The organism is Kitasatospora sp. MBT63 (genome assembly GCF_000710465.2).
Classification (GTDB): Bacteria; Actinomycetota; Actinomycetes; order Streptomycetales; family Streptomycetaceae; genus Kitasatospora.
In genome coordinates, this window is sequence record NZ_JAIZ01000489.1 from 1 (window position 1) to 17111 (window position 17111).

Genomic DNA, 17111 nt, shown 5'->3' on the forward strand with positions numbered 1-17111 from the left:
CTGCCACCAGCGGAAATCCCTTAACTACCCGGCCTTGGGCCTTCCCCCGGGGAGAGCCCGGCCGGGGGTGGCTCTTACACGGGTCGGCGGACACGGATCCGCGGGCGGATGTGATGAGCGGCCCGGCAACCCCGGCAGCCCCGGCGGGGGAAGCAGAGCGGGGGCGCACCCGGTGTCGGGTGCGCCCCCGGTGGGGCGGGACGGGTGGCCGGGTCAGCTGTCGAAGCCGAGTCCGAGCCGGTCGAGCGTGCGCAGCCAGAGGTTGCGGTGGCCGCCGTTGCGGTCGGCCCGGTCGAGCGACCACTTGGTGATCTCGATGCCCGCCCAGCGGACGGGCTCGGGCGGGAACGGCAGCGGCTTGCTGCGGACCATCTCCAGGGAGGTGCGTTCGGTCATCCGGCCGTCCAGCAGGTCGAGCATCACCTCGGCGCCGTAGCGGGTGGCGCCGACGCCGAGGCCGGTGAAGCCGGCGGCGTAGGCGACCCGGCCGCGGTAGGCGGTGTCGAAGAAGGCCGAGAACCGGGTGCAGGTGTCGATCGCGCCGCCCCAGGCGTTGGTGAAGCGCACGCCCTCCAGCTGCGGGAAGGTCTCGAAGAACTGCCGGGCGAGGGTGCGGAAGGTCTCCGGGCGCTGGTCGTACTCGGCGCGCACCTTGCCGCCGAAGTTGTAGATCGCGTCGTAGCCGCCCCACAGGATGCGGTTGTCGGCGGAGAGCCGGAAGTAGTGGAACTGGTTGGCGCTGTCGCCGAGGCCCTGGCGGCCCTGCCAGCCGATCGCGGCCATCTGCTGGTCCGTGAGCGGCTCGGTCATCAGCGCGTAGTCGTACACCGGGGCGATGTACGGGCGCACCCGCTTGACCAGGGAGGGGAAGACGTTGGTGCCGAGGGCCACCTTGCGGGCGAGGATCCGGCCGTAGGGGGTCTTCACCGCCATGCCGCTGCCGTGCTCGGCGAGGCCGGTGGCGCGGGTGCGCTCGAAGATCCGTACGCCCTGGGCGAGGCAGGCGGCCTTGAGGCCCCAGGCCAGTTTGGCCGGGTGGAGCATGGCCACGCCGTCCTTGTCCCAGATGCCGCCGAGGAAGGTCGGTGAGTCGACCTCGCGGCGCAGTTGGTCGGCGTCCAGGACGGTGACGTCCAGGCCGTACTCGGCGACGGCCTCGGCGACCTCGTGGAGTTCGGCGAGTTGGTGGGGTTCGGTGGCGACGTCGATCTCGCCGGTGCGCTCCCACTCGCAATCGATGCTGTAGCGCTTGAGGCTGTCCTCCATGGCCTGGAGGTTGGCCGCGCCCTGGCGTTCCAGCTCGGCCAGCTCACCCGGCCAGCGCTGGAGGCCGTTGCCGAAGCCGTGGGTGAGGCTGGCCGCGCAGAATCCGCCGTTGCGTCCGGAGGCCGCCCAGCCGACCTCGTGGCCCTCGACCAGGACGACGTCCAGCGAGGGGTCGCGTTCCTTGGCGATCAGCGCGGTCCACAGGCCGCTGTAGCCGCCGCCGACCACCAGCAGGTCGCACCTGACGTCGCCGACCAGCGCGGGCAGTGCCTCGGGCCGGCCCGGGTCCTCCAGCCAGAACGGGGTGGGCCTGGCGTCACTGAGTGCACGGGCGGAGTCCATGCTCTATCAGCTACTTTCTGGTCGTCGATAGGTGGTGCGCGGACCTGACGGGTCGTGGTGTCAGGCGCGCGCCTTTCGCCGGTTACCGATCGTCTGGCCGACGACGGTGAGTACCACCGCGGCGAGGAACATCGCGGTACCGATCACATTGACCTGGACCGGGATGCCGCGCTGGGAGGCGCCCCAGACGAACATCGGGAAGGTGACCGTGGTCGGTCCCGAGTTGAACTGGGTGATGATGAAGTCGTCGAACGAGAGCGCGAAGCTGAGCAGCGCGCCGGCGGCGATGCCGGGGGCGGCGAGCGGCAGGGTGATCCGCAGGAAGGTCTGCACCGGGGTGGCGTAGAGGTCCTGGGCGGCCTGTTCGAGCCGGGGGTCCATGCTCATCACGCGGGCCTTGACGGCGGTCACCACGAAGCTGAGGCAGAACATGATGTGCGCGATCAGGATGGTGGTGAAGCCGAACGGGATGCGCATGTTGAGGAAGAGGGTGCCGAGCGAGGCGGCCATCACCACCTCGGGCATGGCCATCGGCAGGAAGATCAGCGCGGTGGTGGCGGCCCGGCCGCTGAAGCGGTAGCGGGCGAGTGCGAAGGCGACCATGGTGCCGAGCACGGTGGCGCCGAGGGTGGCCAGGGCGGCGATCTTCAGGCTGAGGGTGAGCGAGCCGCACATGTCGGCGACGCCGCAGGGGTCGGTCCAGGCGTCGGTGGAGAACTGCTGCCACTCGTAGTTGAACTTGCCCGCGGGCTTGTTGAACGAGAAGGCGAGTACCACCAGGTTCGGCAGGACCAGGTAGGCGAGGGCGATGATGCCGGCCAGGACCACGAGGTTCCGGCGGACCCATCCGATCAGTCGGGTCATCAGACCAGGTCCTCCGTTCCGGCCTTCTTCATGTAGACCGTCACCATCCCCAGGATCAGGGCCATCAGGATGAAGCTCAGCGCTGCCGCTGTCGGGTAGTCGAGCACGTTCAGGAACTGCTTCTGGATGCCGTTGCCGACCATCTGCTCGCTCGGCGAGCCGAGCAGCTGGGCGTTGATGTAGTCGCCGGAGGCGGGGATGAAGGTCAGCAGGGTGCCGGCCACCACACCGGGCAGCGAGATCGGGAAGGTGACCTTGCGGAAGGTGGTGAACGGGCGGGCGTACAGGTCACCGGCCGCCTCGTGCAGGCGCGGGTCGATCCGCTCCAGCGAGGTGTACAGCGGAAGGATCATGAACGGCAGGAAGTTGTAGGTCAGGCCGCAGACCACCGCGAGCGGGGTGGCCAGCACCCGATGCCCGGAGGTCAGGCCGAGCGCGTCGCTGATGTCCAGCAGGTGCAGCGTGTTGAGCGCGCCCACCACCGGCCCGCCGTCCGACAGGATGGTCTTCCAGGCCAGCGTGCGGATCAGGAAGCTGGTGAAGAACGGCGCGATCACCAGGATCAGGATGACGTTGCGCCAGCGCTTGCTCGCCTTGAAGGCGATCGTGTACGCGAGCGGGTAGCCGATCGCCAGGCAGAGCACGGTCGCGGTGGCCGCGTACGAGAACGAGCGGACGAAGTGCCACTTGTACTCGACCAGGGCGTCCCAGTAGGTGGCGAAGTGCCAGGTGACCTTGAAGCCCTCTTCGAGCGAGCCGGTCTGCAGGGAGGTGGAGCCCTGGTAGATCATCGGCACCGCGAAGAAGACCACCAGCCAGGCGATGCCCGGCAGCAGCAGCCAGTACGGGGTGAGCTTGCGGCGGGGGCGCTTCGCGGGCGCCGTGAGGGGGACGACCTCGGGGGGTGCGGCCTCGGTGGTGGTGGTCACGCGGCCTCCTCCCCGGTGCCGGCGTCGATCGCCTGGGTGGCATCCATGCCGAAGGAGTGGGCCGGGTTCCAGTGCAGGACGACCGGCGCGCCGGCGGCTATCCGGACGTCGCGGTCCATGTTCTGCTCGAAGACGGCGAGTTCCTGGCCGGTCTCGGCGCGCACCACGTACTGGGTGGAGACGCCGATGAAGCTGGAGTCGACCACCGTGCCGGCCACCCGGTTGCGGCCCTCGGCCACCTCGGTGCAGGCGTGCGCGATGGTGATCTTCTCGGGGCGCACCCCGAGGTGGACCCTGGTCGCCTCGGTGGCACAGCGGGCCTTCGGCAGCGCGAGGCGCACCCCGGAGGCGCTGAGCTGGAGCTCGTCGCCCGAGCGGCCGGTGACCTCGGCGGGGATCAGGTTGGACTGGCCGAGGAAGTTGGCCACGAAGGTGGTGGCCGGGTTCTCGTACAGGTCGGCGGGGGCGCCGAGCTGCTCGATCCGGCCGCCGTTCATCACCGCGATGGTGTCGGCCATGGTCATGGCCTCCTCCTGGTCGTGGGTGACGTGGACGAAGGTGATGCCGACCTCGGTCTGGATCCGCTTGAGCTCCAGCTGCATCTGGCGGCGCAGCTTGAGGTCGAGGGCGCCGAGCGGCTCGTCGAGCAGCAGCACCTGGGGGTGGTTGATCAGCGCGCGGGCGACCGCGACGCGCTGCTGCTGGCCGCCGGAGAGCTGGTGCGGCTTGCGCCGGGCCATCGCACCGAGCTCGACCAGCTCCAGCATCTCCTCGACCTGCTTGCGGACGTCCTTCTTCCCGCGGCGGCGCAGGCCGAAGGCGACGTTCTCGAAGATGTCGAGGTGCGGGAAGAGCGCGTAGCTCTGGAAGACGGTGTTCACCGGGCGCCGGTACGGCGGCAGTGCGGTGACGTCCTGGCCGCCGATCAGGACGGTGCCGCTGCTGGGCTCCTCCAGGCCGGCGATCATGCGCAGGGTGGTGGTCTTGCCGCAGCCGGAGGCGCCGAGCAGGGCGAAGAACGAGCCCTGCGGCACGGTGAGGTCGAGCGGGTGGACGGCGGTGGAGGCGCCGTAGGTCTTGCTGATGCCGGTGAGGCGAACGTCTCCGCCGGCGGCCGCGGTGTCGCGCAGCTGCTCCGTCATGGTGTCCCTCTGTCAGATGCCGTACTGGTGCCGGATGGCCGGTCGGGGGGTCAGGCGCCGATCAACTTGGAGAACTTCTCCTCGAAGTCGGTCTCCTCGGCCTCGGTGAGGCTGCGGAAGGCGTGCACCTTGGCGGCCATCTCCGGGGTGGGGATGACCAGCGGGTTGGCCGCCGTGTCCGGGTCGAGCGCGGCGAGCTCGGCCTGGACACCGGTGACCGGGGACACGTAGCCGATCCCGGCGGTCAGTTCGGCCGCGACCTTCGGCCGGTAGTAGAAGTCGATCAGCAGTTCGGCGTTCTTCTTGTGCTGGGCCTTGGCCGGTACCAGCATGTTGTCGGTCGAGGCGACGTAGCCGTGGTCCGGGATGACGAACTCGATGTCGGGGTTGTCGGCGCGCAGCTGGATCAGGTCACCGCCCCAGGCGACGCAGGCCGCGATGTCGCCGGAGGACAGCTCCTGGCCGTAGTCGTTGCCGGTGAACTTGCGGATCTGCTTGCTGTCGACGGCCTTCTGCAGCCGGTGGATGGCCGCGTCGTAGTCGTCGGCGGTGAACTTCGCCGGGTCCTTGCCCATCTCCAGCAGCACCATCCCGACCGTGTCGCGCATCTCCGACAGGAAGGTGACCCGGCCCTTGAGCTCGGGGTCGTCGAGCAGCTGGGTGACGCTGGTGACCGGCTTCCCGCCGGTGGCCTTCTTGTTGTAGGCGACCACCACCTGGATGCCGGCCCAGGGGTAGGAGTACTGCCGGTTGGGGTCCCAGTCCGGGGTCCGCAGGCGGTCCTCGATGTTGGTGACGGCGTTGGTGAGGTTGGCGGGGTCGAGCTTCTGCACCCAGCCGAGCCGGATCAGCCGGGCGGCCATCCAGTCGGTGAGCACCATCAGGTCGCGGCCGGTGTCCTGACCGGACGCCAGCTGCGGCTTGACCTTGCCGAAGAACTCGACGTTGTCGTTGACGTCCTCGGTGTAGCGGACCTTGATGCCGGTGGCCGCCTCGAACTCGTCGAGGGTGGCGTGCTTCTGCTCGTCCTGGGCGTCCACGTCGATGTAGAGCGGCCAGTTGGAGAAGTTCACCACCTTCTCCTCGTCGGAGTGGTCCGGGGCGGCGACCGCGTCACCGGTGGCGGAACTCCTGGCCGGCGGGATGCCGCAGGCCGCGAGAGTGCCGGCACCGGCCGCGACCGCGCCGGCCTGCAGCAGGGCGCGACGGCTCAGCGCGGCCCGGCCGCTGGTCAGACTGCGTTCCCAGGCCTTGCGGACCGGCTCCGGCAGACTGCCGGTGATCTCGTTGAGTTCCATGCGGGGACACCCTCCTGGGGGAAGAGGACGGGAGACGACAGGGGTTATCTGTCTCCGAAGATCGTGCGGTGCCAGTCCTTGCGGGCGACCGCCGTGGTGTCGAACATGACGTGCTTGACCTGCGTGTACTCGTCGAGCGAGTACTGCGACATGTCCTTGCCGTAGCCGGAGGACTTGTAGCCGCCGTGGGGCATCTCGCTGATGATCGGGATGTGGTCGTTGACCCACACGCACCCGGCGGCGATCTCCCGGGTGGCGCGCAGCGAGCGGTGCACGTTGGTGGTCCAGGCGGAGGCCGCCAGGCCGTACGGTGTGTCGTTGGCCAGCCGCAGGCCCTCGTCGTCGCCGTCGAAGGGCAGCACGGTCAGCACCGGGCCGAAGATCTCACCCTGCACCACCTCGCTGTCCTGGGCGACGCCGGTGATCAGGGTCGGCAGGTAGTAGGCGCCGCGGGTCAGGTCGGTGCCGTCGTGGCCGGTCTCCGGGGCCCGGCCGCCGGTCACCACGGTGGCGCCGTACGCCCGGGCACGCTCGACGAAGCCGGCCACCCGGTCCCGGTGGGTGAAGGAGACCAGCGGGCCGAGGTCGGTCCGCGGGTTCAGCGGGTCGCCGAGCCGGACGGCGGCGAACAGCTCGGCCACCCCGGCGACGAAGGCGTCGTACAGCGGGCGCTGCACGTAGGCGCGGGTGGCGGCGGTGCAGTCCTGGCCGCTGTTGATCAGCGAGGCGGCGACCGCGCCGTGCACGGCGGCCTCCAGGTCCGCATCGTCGAAGACCACGAACGGCGCCTTGCCGCCGAGTTCGAGGTGGGTGCGCTTGACGGTGGCGGTGGCCAGTTCGGCGACCCGCTTGCCGACCGGGGTGGAGCCGGTGAAGGAGACCATCGCGACGTCCGGGTGCGAGATCAGGTGCTCGCCGGCCGGGCGGCCGGCGCCGGTGACCACGTTGACCACGCCGTCGGGGATGCCCGCCTCGGTACAGGCCCGGGCGAACATCAGCGAGGTCAGCGGGGTCAGCTCGGCGGGCTTGAGGACGATGGTGTTGCCGGCCGCGACGGCCGGCAGGATCTTCCAGGCGGCCATCTGCAGCGGGTAGTTCCACGGGGAGATGGAGCCGACCACGCCGATCGCCTCCCGGCGCACGTACGAGGTGTGGTCGCCGGAGTACTCGCCGGCCGCCTTGCCCTCCAGGTTGCGGGCGGCGCCGGCGAAGAAGGCGGTGTTGTCGACCGTGCCGGGGACGTCGAACTCGGTGGACAGCTTGATCGGCTTGCCGGTCTGCGCGGTCTCCACCCGGGCGAAGTCCTCGGCCCGGTCGGCGAGGATCGCCGCCAGCTTCAGCAGTGCCTCGCTGCGGGCGCCCGGGGTGGCGCCCGACCACCCGGGGAGGGCGGCCTTCGCGGCCGCGACGGCGGTGTCGACGTCGGCGGTGGAGGCGAGCGTGACCTGCTGTACGACGCTGCCGTCGGCCGGGTTGACGACCTGGAAGGGGTCGCCGCCGGTGCCTTCGGTCAGCCGGCCCGCGATGTACTGCGCGCCCGCGCTGAAGTCGGTCAGGTCCATCAGTTCCTCCAGGTGCCCGGTGAGTTCGACGGCAGCGGCGTGGGGGTGCCGCTGCCGTCATGCTGCACGCGACCGCGGGTCGCATCCGGTACTGCGCGGGGCGCGGCTGGTCGAGTCGCGGTAGCAGCAACGGTCGGCCCGCGAGGTCTGATCGCCGGGATTGCGCGATCCTGACAGGCGCGGTCGGTGGCCACAAGGGATTCCGCTGTTGCCATCTGGTTACGCGACGGATTCCGGCGGTGTGGGCCGCAGTGCGCCACTGCCGACCCGCTGACGATGCCCGTTCCGGCGACCGGGTGACAAGGGTCACTGCGACAGGGCGGGCGCCGAGCGCCTTACAGGGTGCAAGGCTGGATCGGGGTGACAAGCCGTCGGGGAGATGGATGATTTACCTGACACTGTGATCGGCGGCGGCGCCGGTCACCGGCAGCACCGAAGCCAGCCCAGCCCAGACCAGACCAGACCACCGCAGCGCAGGAGGACCGCGATGCTCCCCACCGTCGCCCGGGTGCTCGACCTGGACGTGATGCGGCGCGGCCTGCCCCAGGTGGTGGCCGGCGCCGAGCACCTGGAGCGCCCGGTCCGCTGGGTGCACGTCAGCGAACTGCCCGACGTGGCCGGCGTGCTGCAGGGCGGCGAGCTGGTGCTCTCCACCGGCATCGCGCTGCCGGAGGACCGCGAGGGCCTGGCCCGGTACGTCCGCGAGCTGGCCGAGGTCGGGGTCGCCGGCTTGGTCATCGAGTTCGGGCGGCGCTACTTCGACTCGCTGCCGCGCGCCCTGGTGCACGCCGCCGAACAGCGCGGGCTGCCGCTGATCGTGCTCCGCCGCGAACTGCGCTTCGTCGCCGTCACCGAGGCCGTGCACGCGCTGGTTGTCAATGCCCAGCTGGAGCAGCTGCGCACCTCGGAGGCGGTGCACCAGATCTTCAACGAGCTGGCCACCGAGGGCGCCGAGCCCGCGGAGGTGGTCCGGCAGGTGGCGCAGCTGGCCGGGGCTCCGGTGGTGCTGGAGAACCTGGCCCACCAGGTGCTGGCGCACGATCCGGCGGGCCGGCCGGAGGCCGAGCTGCTGGAGGGGTGGGAGCGCCGCTCGCGGGGGGTCCGGCCGCCCGGCCGCACCGGCCACGACCCGCGCAGCGGCTGGCTGGTCACCACGGTCGGCGCCCGCGGCCAGGACTGGGGCCGGCTGGTGCTGGTCGACGAGCCCGGCCCGCTGCCCGAGGGCGTCCCGCACCGGCACACCATGATGCTGGAGCGCGGTGCGGCCACCCTGGCCCTCAACCGGCTGGTGGTGCGCGACCGCGAGTCGCTGGAACGGCAGACCCACCGCACCCTGCTGTCGGGGATCCTCACCCATGCGCTGACCGTCTCCGAGGTGACCCTGCGGGCCCAGGCGCTGGGCGTGCCACTGGAGAGCCGGCGGCTGGTCGGGGTGGTGCTGCGGCGGCGGCAGGGCCCGATCCCGGCGGCGCTGGAGGCGCAGGCCCGGCTGCGCGACTTCACCGAGCTCGCGGCCACCGCGATCCGCACCGCGCGGCTGTCCGCCCTGGTCGGGGCGTTCGACGACGAGGGGGTGGGCCTGCTGATCGCGCTCGGCTCGCAGGCCGACGAGCACGCCGCGCTGGAGGCCTTCGCCGCCGCGCTGCGCAAGCTGCTTGCCGAGGCGGCCCGCGATCCGGCCGTGTCGGGGCCCCAGCCGGTGATAGCGGTGGGTTCCTCGGTCGGCTCGGTCCGCGACGCCCGGCGGACCCTGCTGGAGGCGACCCAGGTCGCCGACGCCGCCATGCACGACGCGCCGGGCGGGCGGGCCGCTGCGTACTACCGGCTGCCGGACGTGCGGCTGCGCGGCCTGCTGCACCTGCTGCGCGACGACGAGCGGCTGCAGACGTACGTCGAGCGCGAGCTCGGGCCGCTGCTCGCGTACGACGCGGAGCACGGCGGGCAGCTGGTCCGGATGCTGCGGATCTACCTGGAACAGGGCCGCAACAAGTCGGCGGCCGCCGACGCGGCGCACCTGTCCAGGCCGTCGTTCTACGACCGGCTGCACAAGGTCGAACGGATCCTGGGGGTCGACCTGGATCAGGTGGAGTCCTGCCTGTCGCTGCACGTGGCGCTGCTGGCGCTGGACGCGGTGCGCCGCTGACCGCCCGGCCGGCGGCGCACCGGGCGCCTCACACCCCGGCGACCTGGCCCCACACCTGGTGGAACTCCGGCCGCTCGGCGGGGGTGACGTCGCGCATGGTGTGCAGCCGGGCCCGCATCTCGTCGGTGGGGAAGATCAGCGGCTCCTCGGCGAGCGCGGCCGTCTCCTCGTCCGAACTGCCGGCCAGCACCTCGCGGGCGGCCGGCACCGGGCAGATGTACTGGACGAAGGCGGCGAGCTCGGCGGCCACCTCGGGCTGGTAGTAGTGGTCGATCAGCAGCTCGGCGTTGCGCTTGTGGGCGGCCCGGTCCGGGATCATCAGGCTCTCGGACCACAGTTCGCCGCCCTCCTCGGGGACCACGAACTCGATGTCGGGGTTCTCGGCGCGCAGCTGGATCGCGTCGCCGGAGTAGGCCTGGCAGGCGACGGCCGCGCCGGAGGCCAGGTCGCTGGTGTAGTCGTTGCCGGTGAAGCGGCGGATGTGGCGGCTGTCGACGAGCTTCTGCACCTGGGCCATCGCGCGGTGCGCGTCGTCGGCGGTGAAGGCGGAGATGTCGGCGCCCTGGGCGAGCATCAGCAGGCCGAGCGCCTCGTCCATCCCGGCGAACAGGGTGACCCGGCCCTTCAGATCGGGTGCCCACAGGTCGGCGGTGCTGCGGATCTCGCGGCCGAGCGCCTTGCGGTTGTACGCGATGCCGGTGATGCCGGACTGCCACGGCACGCTGTGGCCGCGGTCGCGGTCGAAGGCGGGGTGGGCGAGCTGCGGGTCGAGGTACCTGGTGACGTTCGGCAGGTTGGCCCTGTCCAGCGACTGCACCCAGCCGAGCGAGACGTAGCGGGCCGCCATCCAGTCGCTGATCACCATCAGGTCGCGGCCAGGGTCGCCGCCCTGGGCGAGCACCGGGCTGACCTTGCCGAAGAACTCGTCGTTGTCGTTGATGTCCTCGCTGTAGGCCACCTCGATCCCCGTCCGCTCGGTGAACCCCTCCAGCGTGGGCCGGTTCCCGGAGTCGTCGACGTCGATGTACTGGGTCCAGTTGGAGAAGACGAGCGCGTTGTCCTGCTCCGAGCGGTCCGGTGCCGCGCGCCGGTCGGCGGGCACGTAGGTTGGGGCGATGCCGCAGGCGGCGAGCGGGCCGAGGCCGAGCAGTCCGGCGGCGCCGATCACGGAGCGGCGGGTGAGCGTGGTGACCATGGGGGAGGTTCTCCAGACATGGGACGGCCCCGGGCAGCGCTGCCCGGGGCCGCGGTGCGGAGTGGGGAGGGTCAGACGGTGTGCGCGTCGGCCGCGGTGAGCGCCTCGTCGAGGGCGGCGAGGCCCGCCTTGGCCTCTTCCTCGGTGACGGTGCACGGCGGCACCACGTGGAAGCGGTTCATGTTGACGAACGGCCACAGGCCGCGCTGCTTGCAGGCGGCGGCCAGCTCGGCCATCGGCGCGTTGGCGGCGCCCGCCGCGTTGTACGGCACCAGCGGCTCGCGGGTGGTGCGGTCCTTGACCAGGTCGAGCGCCCAGAACACGCCGAGGCCGCGGACCTCGCCGATCGAGGGGTGACGCTCCGCCAGTTCCCGCAGGCCCGGGCCGAGCACGTGCTCGCCGATGTGCTTGGCGTTCTCCACGATGCCCTCCTCGGCCATCGCGTTGATGGTGGCCACCGCGGAGGCGCAGGCCAGCGGGTGGCCGGAGTAGGTGAGGCCGCCGGGGAAGGGCCGCTCGGCGAAGGTGGCGGCGATCTCGGCCGAGATCGCGACGCCGCCCAGCGGGACGTAGCCGGAGTTGACGCCCTTGGCGAAGGTCAGCAGGTCCGGGGTGATGCCCCAGTGGTCGGCGGCGAACCACTCGCCGGTGCGGCCGAAGCCCGCCATCACCTCGTCGAGGATCAGGACGATGCCGTGGCGGTCGCAGATCTCGCGGACCCCGGCGAGGTAGCCGGCCGGCGGGATCAGGATGCCGGCGGTGCCGACCACGGTCTCCAGGATGATCGCGGCGACGGTGGCCGGGCCCTCGAAGGCGATCACCTGCTCCAGGTGCGCCAGCGCGCGCTCGCACTCCTGTGCCTCGTTCTCGGCGTGGAAGTTGGAGCGGTAGGCGTAGGGGCCCCAGAAGTGGACGATGCCGGAGACGCCGGTCTCGTTGGCCCAGCGGCGCGGGTCGCCGGTGAGGGCGATCGCGTTGGCGGTGGCGCCGTGGTACGAGCGGTAGGTGGAGAGCACCTTCTGCCGGCCGGTGTGCAGCCGGGCCATCCGGATCGCGTTCTCGTTGGCCTCGGCGCCGCCGTTGGTGAAGAAGATCTTGTCGAGGTCCCCGGGGGTGCGCTCGGCGATCAGCCGGGCGGCCTCGCTGCGGGACTCCTGCGCGAAACCGGGCGCGATGGTGCAGAGCTTCGCCGCCTGCTCCTGGATGGCCGCGACCACCTTGGGGTGCTGGTGGCCGATGTTGGTGTTCACCAGCTGCGAGGAGAAGTCCAGGTAGCGGTTGCCGTCGTAGTCCCAGAAGTAGGAACCCTCGGCGCCGGCCACCGCGAGGGGGTCGATCAGCGCCTGGGCGGACCACGAGTGGAAGACGTGCGCGCGGTCGGCGGCCTTGACGGCCTGCCCGGCAGCCGAGTCAGCAGTGGGGATGCTCATGGGGAAAGCCTAGGGAAGCCCGCCCGCGACCTGCAGATGCATCTTGTCAGGCGGTCGGCGCGTCGGCCGACATCCTGACAGGAGACACGCGAACGGGCGCGGGCGTGGTCCTTGGTCCACACCGAGGACGCCAGGGCGTAGTCCACCCCGTTGGCGTAACCGACGGCCTGGTCCTCGTCGGAGAACTTCTGCACGGTGATGACCGGGCCGAAGACCTCGTTCTGGATGATCTCGTCGTCCTGGGTCAGGCCGGAGACGACGGTGGCCGCGTAGAAGTAGCCCTTGTCGCCGACCCGGTGGCCGCCGGCCTCGACCTTGGCGTGGGCCGGGAGGCGCTCGATGAAGCCGGAGACCTGCTTCAGCTGGTTGGCGTTGTTGAGGGGGCCGTAGAGCACGTCCTCGTCGTCGATGCCGCCGGTCTTGGTCTCGGCCGCGGCCTTGGCCAGCGCCTCGACGAAGGCGTCGTGGATCGACTCGTGGACCAGCACCCGGGTGGCGGCGGTGCAGTCCTGGCCGGCGTTGAAGTAGCCCGCCACCGAGATGCCCTCGACGGCCTCGGCGATGTCGGCGTCCTCGAAGACCACGACCGGGGCCTTGCCGCCGAGCTCCAGGTGGACCCGCTTGACGTCCTTGGCCGCCGACTCGGCGACCTGGATGCCCGCGCGGACCGAGCCGGTGATGGAGGCCATCGCCGGGGTGGAGTGCTCGACCATCAGGCGGCCGGTCTCGCGGTCGCCGCAGATCACGTTGAAGACGCCGGCCGGCAGGTCGAGGTCGCGCAGCACGCCGCCGATGATCTCCGCCAGCAGCACGGTGGAGGCCGGGGTGGTGTCGGACGGCTTGAGGACCACGGTGTTGCCCGCGGCGATGGCCGGGGCGAACTTCCACACGGCCATCATCATCGGGTAGTTCCAGGGGGCTACCTGGGCGCAGACGCCGACCGGCTCGCGGCGCACGATCGAGGTCATGCCGTCCATGTACTCGCCCGCGGCCTTGCCCTCCAGCAGGCGGGCCGCACCGGCGAAGAAGCGCAGCTGGTCGACCATCGGGCCGATCTCCTCGGAGAGGGTCAGCCCGCGCGGCTTGCCGGTGTTGCGACACTCGGCGTCCACGATCTCGTCGGCGCGCGCCTCGACCGCGTCGGCGATCTTCAGCAGCAGCTTCTGCCGGGTGCTCGGGGTGGCGTCGCGCCAGGCCGGGAACGCGGCGTCGGCGGAGGCCATCGCCGCGTCGACGTCGGCCGCACCGGACAGCGGCGACGTCGCGTACGCCTCGCCGGTGGTCGGGTCGATCACGTCGAGCGTGCGGCCGTCAGCCGCATCGACGAACTCACCGTTGATGTAGTTGCGCAGCGTACGAAGCTCGCTCACGGGTCTCTCCTACGGTCTGGCCTGCGGCGTTGCAGTTCCGGCGCCAGGGTACTCCGGCGCCGCGCGGGGCGGACCTGACGAAACGGCAGGTCCGGTGTTCCCTTTTGGACGTGTTCACGCCTCCGCGTGTACCACCCCAGGCTACCGCGAGAGCTGGCGTTATCGGCAGGCCTTTCGAGCAAGTACGACGCAATCCGCACCGTTTTTCCGAAACAGCGACGAAATCAGCAGCGCATGGGGTTGCACGACCGCGGCCGATCAGGCACAGTGGCGACGTGGCCAACCGCGACCGGAACGCCAGCGTTCCCCTCGACGCCGCCTCCAAGGCGATCATCGAGCAGCTCCAGGAGGACGGGCGCCGCCCGTACGCCGCCATCGGCAAGGCCGTCGGCCTGTCCGAGGCGGCCGTGCGCCAGCGGGTCCAGAAGCTGCTCGATCAAGGCGTGATGCAGATCGTCGCCGTCACGGACCCGCTCACCGTCGGATTCACCCGTCAGGCGATGGTCGGCATCCGGATCGAAGGCGACATCGAACCCGTCGCCGACGCGCTGGCCGCCCTCGACGAGGTCGACTACGTGGTCTGCACCGCAGGCTCGTTCGACCTGCTGGCCGAGCTGGTCTGCGAGGACGACGAGCACCTGCTCGAACTGATCAACAAGCGCATCCGCGCCCTTCCCGGCGTGCGGAGCACCGAGAGCTTCGTTTATCTGAAGCTCCGGAAACAGACCTACACCTGGGGCACCCGATGAGCGCCGACCCGGCACAGAAGGACCTTTCGAAGACCGCCTACGACCACCTGTGGATGCACTTCACCCGCATGTCGTCGTACGAGAACTCCCCCGTGCCGACCATTGTGCGCGGCGAGGGCACCTACGTCTTTGACGACAAGGGCAAGAAGTACCTCGACGGCCTGGCCGGCCTGTTCGTGGTGCAGGCCGGCCACGGCCGCGAGGAGCTGGCGGAGGCCGCCGCCAAGCAGGCCAAGGAGCTCGCCTTCTTCCCGGTGTGGAGCTACGCCCACCCCAAGGCCGTCGAGCTGGCCGAGCGCCTGGCCAACTATGCCCCGGGCGACCTGAACAAGGTCTTCTTCTCCACCGGTGGCGGCGAGGCCGTCGAGACCGCCTGGAAGCTCGCCAAGCAGTACTTCAAGCTGACCGGCAAGCCGACCAAGTACAAGGTCATCTCGCGCGCCGTCGCCTACCACGGCACCCCCCAGGGCGCCCTGTCGATCACCGGCCTGCCGGGCCTGAAGGCCCCGTTCGAGCCGCTGGTGCCGGGCACCCACAAGGCCCCGAACACCAACATCTACCGCGCCCCGGCCTTCCTGGCCGGCCCCGACGGCACGGTGGATCCGGAGGCCTACGGCCGCTGGTGCGCGGACGAGATCGAGGTGGCCATCCTCAACGAGGGCGCCGACACCGTCGCCGCCGTCTTCGTCGAGCCGGTGCAGAACGCCGGCGGCTGCTTCCCGCCGCCGCCCGGGTACTTCCAGCGCCTGCGCGAGATCTGCGACCGCCACGACGTGCTGCTGGTCTCGGACGAGGTCATCTGCGCCTTCGGCCGCCTGGGCACCATGTTCGGCGCCGACAAGTTCGGCTACCAGCCCGACATGATCACCTGCGCCAAGGGCATGACCTCGGGCTACTCCCCGATCGGCGCCACGATCATCTCGGACCGCCTGGCGGAGCCGTTCTACAAGGGTGACAACACCTTCCTGCACGGCTACACCTTCGGCGGCCACCCGGTCTCCTCCGCGGTGGCGCTGGCCAACCTCGACATCTTCGAGCGCGAGGGCCTGAACCAGCACGTCCTGGACAACGAGTCCGCGTTCCTGGGCACCCTGAACAAGCTGCGCGACCTGCCGATCGTCGGCGACGTCCGCGGCAACGGGTACTTCTACGGCATCGAGCTGGTCAAGGACAAGGTCACCAAGGAGTCGTTCAACGACGACGAGGTCGAGCGCGTGCTCTACGGCTTCCTGTCGAAGGCCCTCTTCGACAACGGCCTGTACTGCCGCGCCGACGACCGTGGCGACCCGGTCGTCCAGCTGGCGCCGCCGCTGATCTCGAACCAGTCGACCTTCGACGAGATCGAGCAGATCCTGCGGACCAGCCTCACCGACGCGTGGGCCAAGCTCTGACCTTCCGCCCACCCTCCGCCGCCAGGGCGGTCCCGGCCTCCGGGACCGCCCTGCGGTGTCTTCCGCCGCGGGACCCGGATCACCGGACTCTGTGGTGCGGGTCTGCGGCGATTTCCGGCCCCAACACGCCGGATAGGCACCTTTTGCCCCTGGATGGGCCAGTGTGCCGCAACCACGGAGCGTCCCGGTCGTTCTAATCTGACGACTGTCATATCCCTGCGCAGCCATCAGGATGGAACCTCATGTCAGCGGCCCCGCCTGACAACGACGTGCTGTGGGCCCGGGGGATCGTCAAGTCCCACCACGGCACCCCCGCCCTGCGCGGCGTCTCGCTCGGCGTCCGGGAGGGCGAGGTGTTCGCCGTCACCGGCCCCCGCGGCTCCGGCAAGAGCACCCTGCTCGGCTGCCTGTCCGCGCTGCTCCCGGTCGAGGAGGGCGAGGTCTGGTTCAACAGCGGACCGGTGCACACCCTCTCCCGGGCCGGCCGCGAACGGCTGCGCCGGGAACGCTTCGGCTTCGTCGGCTCAGAGCCGCACCTGGTACCGGAGCTGACGGCCCGCGAGAACGTCGCCCTGCCGCTGCTGCTCGCCGGCGCCGGCCACAAGGCCGCCCACGGCGCCGCGGGCGAATGGCTGGAGCGCCTGGACGTCGGCGACTGTGCCGCCCGGCGGCCCGCCGAACTCCTGCAGAGCCAGCGCCAGCGGATCGCGGTCGCCCGCGCCCTGGCCCCGCTGCCGACCGTGGTCTTCGCCGACGAGCCCACCGCGCCCCTGCACCGCGACGCCCAGGACCAGGTGCTGCGGATACTCGCCAGCGCCGCCCGCTCCCATCGCCTCACCCTGGTGCTCGCCACCCACGACCCGGAACTGGCCCGCTACGCCGACCGCACGGTCACCCTCGTCGACGGCCGGCTCACCGGACCCATCACGGCGGTCGCGCCGCGCGGCGCCTCCGCGGTCCCGGCCGGGCACTGAGGGGGCAGCCGTGCTCTACCTCAGACTGGCCCGCGGCTACCGCGCACTCGACCTCGGCCGCTGGCTGCTCACCGCGGCCGCCGCCGCGGTGCTCGCCGCCTTCCTGCTGCGCGCGCTCGGCCGCGCACTCGGCGACCCCGGCGGGGCCTCCCTCCCCCGGCTGCTGTGGTGCCTGCCGCCGATGGCCGCGGTGGCCTGGCTCGCCGCCGTCACCGCCCGCGCACTGCCCGCCCAGCGCCCCGAACGCATCGCCGGGCTCACCGCGGCGGGAGCCGGCACCCGGCGGATCCGCGCACTGATCGCCGGCGAGACCGCGCTCGCCTGCGTCGTCGGCAGCGGCTGCGCCCTGCTGGCCTTCCTGGTCCTGCGCAACGACATCGCCGACGCCTCGCTCGCCGCCGACCTCGGCATGGGCACCCCGCTGCCGGCCGCCGCACCGGTCACCCTGCTCGCCCT

At 71.1% G+C, this 17111-nt stretch carries 12 protein-coding genes and 2 pseudogenes; 5 read left to right on the forward strand and 9 right to left on the reverse strand.

Annotated features, from left to right (window positions below; translation table 11 throughout):
* Positions 1 to 213: 213 nt before the first annotated feature.
* Genes AA75_RS26590 through AA75_RS26615 form a run of 6 tightly spaced genes read right to left on the reverse strand, consistent with a single transcriptional unit; the run spans position 214 to position 7403 of the window.
* Entirely contained in the window at positions 214 to 1608 is a 1395-nt protein-coding gene (locus AA75_RS26590) for an FAD-binding oxidoreductase (RefSeq protein WP_033822796.1), read from the reverse strand.
* A 60-nt stretch (positions 1609 to 1668) separates the two neighbouring features.
* Positions 1669 to 2472, reverse strand: coding sequence for an ABC transporter permease (locus AA75_RS26595; RefSeq protein WP_199520421.1), 804 nt, complete (start codon positions 2470 to 2472; stop codon positions 1669 to 1671).
* Positions 2472 to 3401: an ABC transporter permease gene (locus AA75_RS26600; RefSeq protein ID WP_033822797.1), complete on the reverse strand. Its 930-nt coding sequence runs from the start codon at positions 3399 to 3401 to the stop codon at positions 2472 to 2474. Before AA75_RS26600 ends, AA75_RS26595 begins: the two co-directional genes overlap by 1 nt.
* Entirely contained in the window at positions 3398 to 4543 is a 1146-nt protein-coding gene (locus AA75_RS26605) for an ABC transporter ATP-binding protein (protein WP_033822798.1), read from the reverse strand. The genes AA75_RS26600 and AA75_RS26605 overlap by 4 nt, the downstream gene beginning before the upstream one ends.
* Positions 4544 to 4593: 50 nt before the next feature.
* On the reverse strand, positions 4594 to 5841 hold the full coding sequence (locus AA75_RS26610; protein ID WP_033822799.1) for a spermidine/putrescine ABC transporter substrate-binding protein: 1248 nt from the start codon (positions 5839 to 5841) through the stop codon (positions 4594 to 4596).
* Positions 5842 to 5885: 44 nt separating this feature from the next.
* Complete coding sequence (locus AA75_RS26615) at positions 5886 to 7403, reverse strand: gamma-aminobutyraldehyde dehydrogenase (RefSeq protein ID WP_033822800.1); 1518 nt, start codon at positions 7401 to 7403, stop codon at positions 5886 to 5888.
* A gap of 487 nt (positions 7404 to 7890) precedes the next feature.
* On the opposite strand from AA75_RS26615, the gene AA75_RS26620 reads away from it, so the two are divergent.
* Positions 7891 to 9546: a PucR family transcriptional regulator gene (locus AA75_RS26620; RefSeq protein ID WP_033822801.1), complete on the forward strand. Its 1656-nt coding sequence runs from the start codon at positions 7891 to 7893 to the stop codon at positions 9544 to 9546.
* 28 nt (positions 9547 to 9574) lie between these two features.
* Here the strand turns inward: AA75_RS26620 and AA75_RS26625 are convergent, their stop codons facing one another.
* From AA75_RS26625 to AA75_RS26635, 3 genes and pseudogenes are all read right to left on the reverse strand, one after another.
* Positions 9575 to 10741: a spermidine/putrescine ABC transporter substrate-binding protein gene (locus tag AA75_RS26625; RefSeq protein WP_033822802.1), complete on the reverse strand. Its 1167-nt coding sequence runs from the start codon at positions 10739 to 10741 to the stop codon at positions 9575 to 9577.
* A gap of 71 nt (positions 10742 to 10812) precedes the next feature.
* Positions 10813 to 12171 carry an aspartate aminotransferase family protein gene (locus AA75_RS26630; RefSeq protein ID WP_033822803.1) on the reverse strand — a complete coding sequence of 453 codons (1359 nt, stop codon included), beginning with the start codon at positions 12169 to 12171 and terminating at the stop codon, positions 10813 to 10815.
* A 95-nt stretch (positions 12172 to 12266) separates the two neighbouring features.
* Positions 12267 to 13541: pseudogene (locus AA75_RS26635) on the reverse strand (aldehyde dehydrogenase family protein); the annotation flags it as partial.
* A 275-nt stretch (positions 13542 to 13816) separates the two neighbouring features.
* Between AA75_RS26635 and AA75_RS26640 the strand changes: the two are divergent.
* The 4 genes and pseudogenes from AA75_RS26640 to AA75_RS49810 form a co-directional block, all read left to right on the forward strand.
* On the forward strand, positions 13817 to 14290 hold the full coding sequence (locus tag AA75_RS26640; RefSeq protein WP_033822804.1) for an Lrp/AsnC family transcriptional regulator: 474 nt from the start codon (positions 13817 to 13819) through the stop codon (positions 14288 to 14290).
* Complete coding sequence (locus AA75_RS26645) at positions 14287 to 15681, forward strand: aspartate aminotransferase family protein (protein WP_033822805.1); 1395 nt, start codon at positions 14287 to 14289, stop codon at positions 15679 to 15681. The genes AA75_RS26640 and AA75_RS26645 overlap by 4 nt, the downstream gene beginning before the upstream one ends.
* Before the next feature lie 242 nt (positions 15682 to 15923).
* Entirely contained in the window at positions 15924 to 16655 is a 732-nt protein-coding gene (locus AA75_RS26650) for an ABC transporter ATP-binding protein (RefSeq protein WP_033822806.1), read from the forward strand.
* Positions 16656 to 16665: 10 nt separating this feature from the next.
* Positions 16666 to 17111: pseudogene (locus AA75_RS49810) on the forward strand (hypothetical protein); the annotation flags it as partial.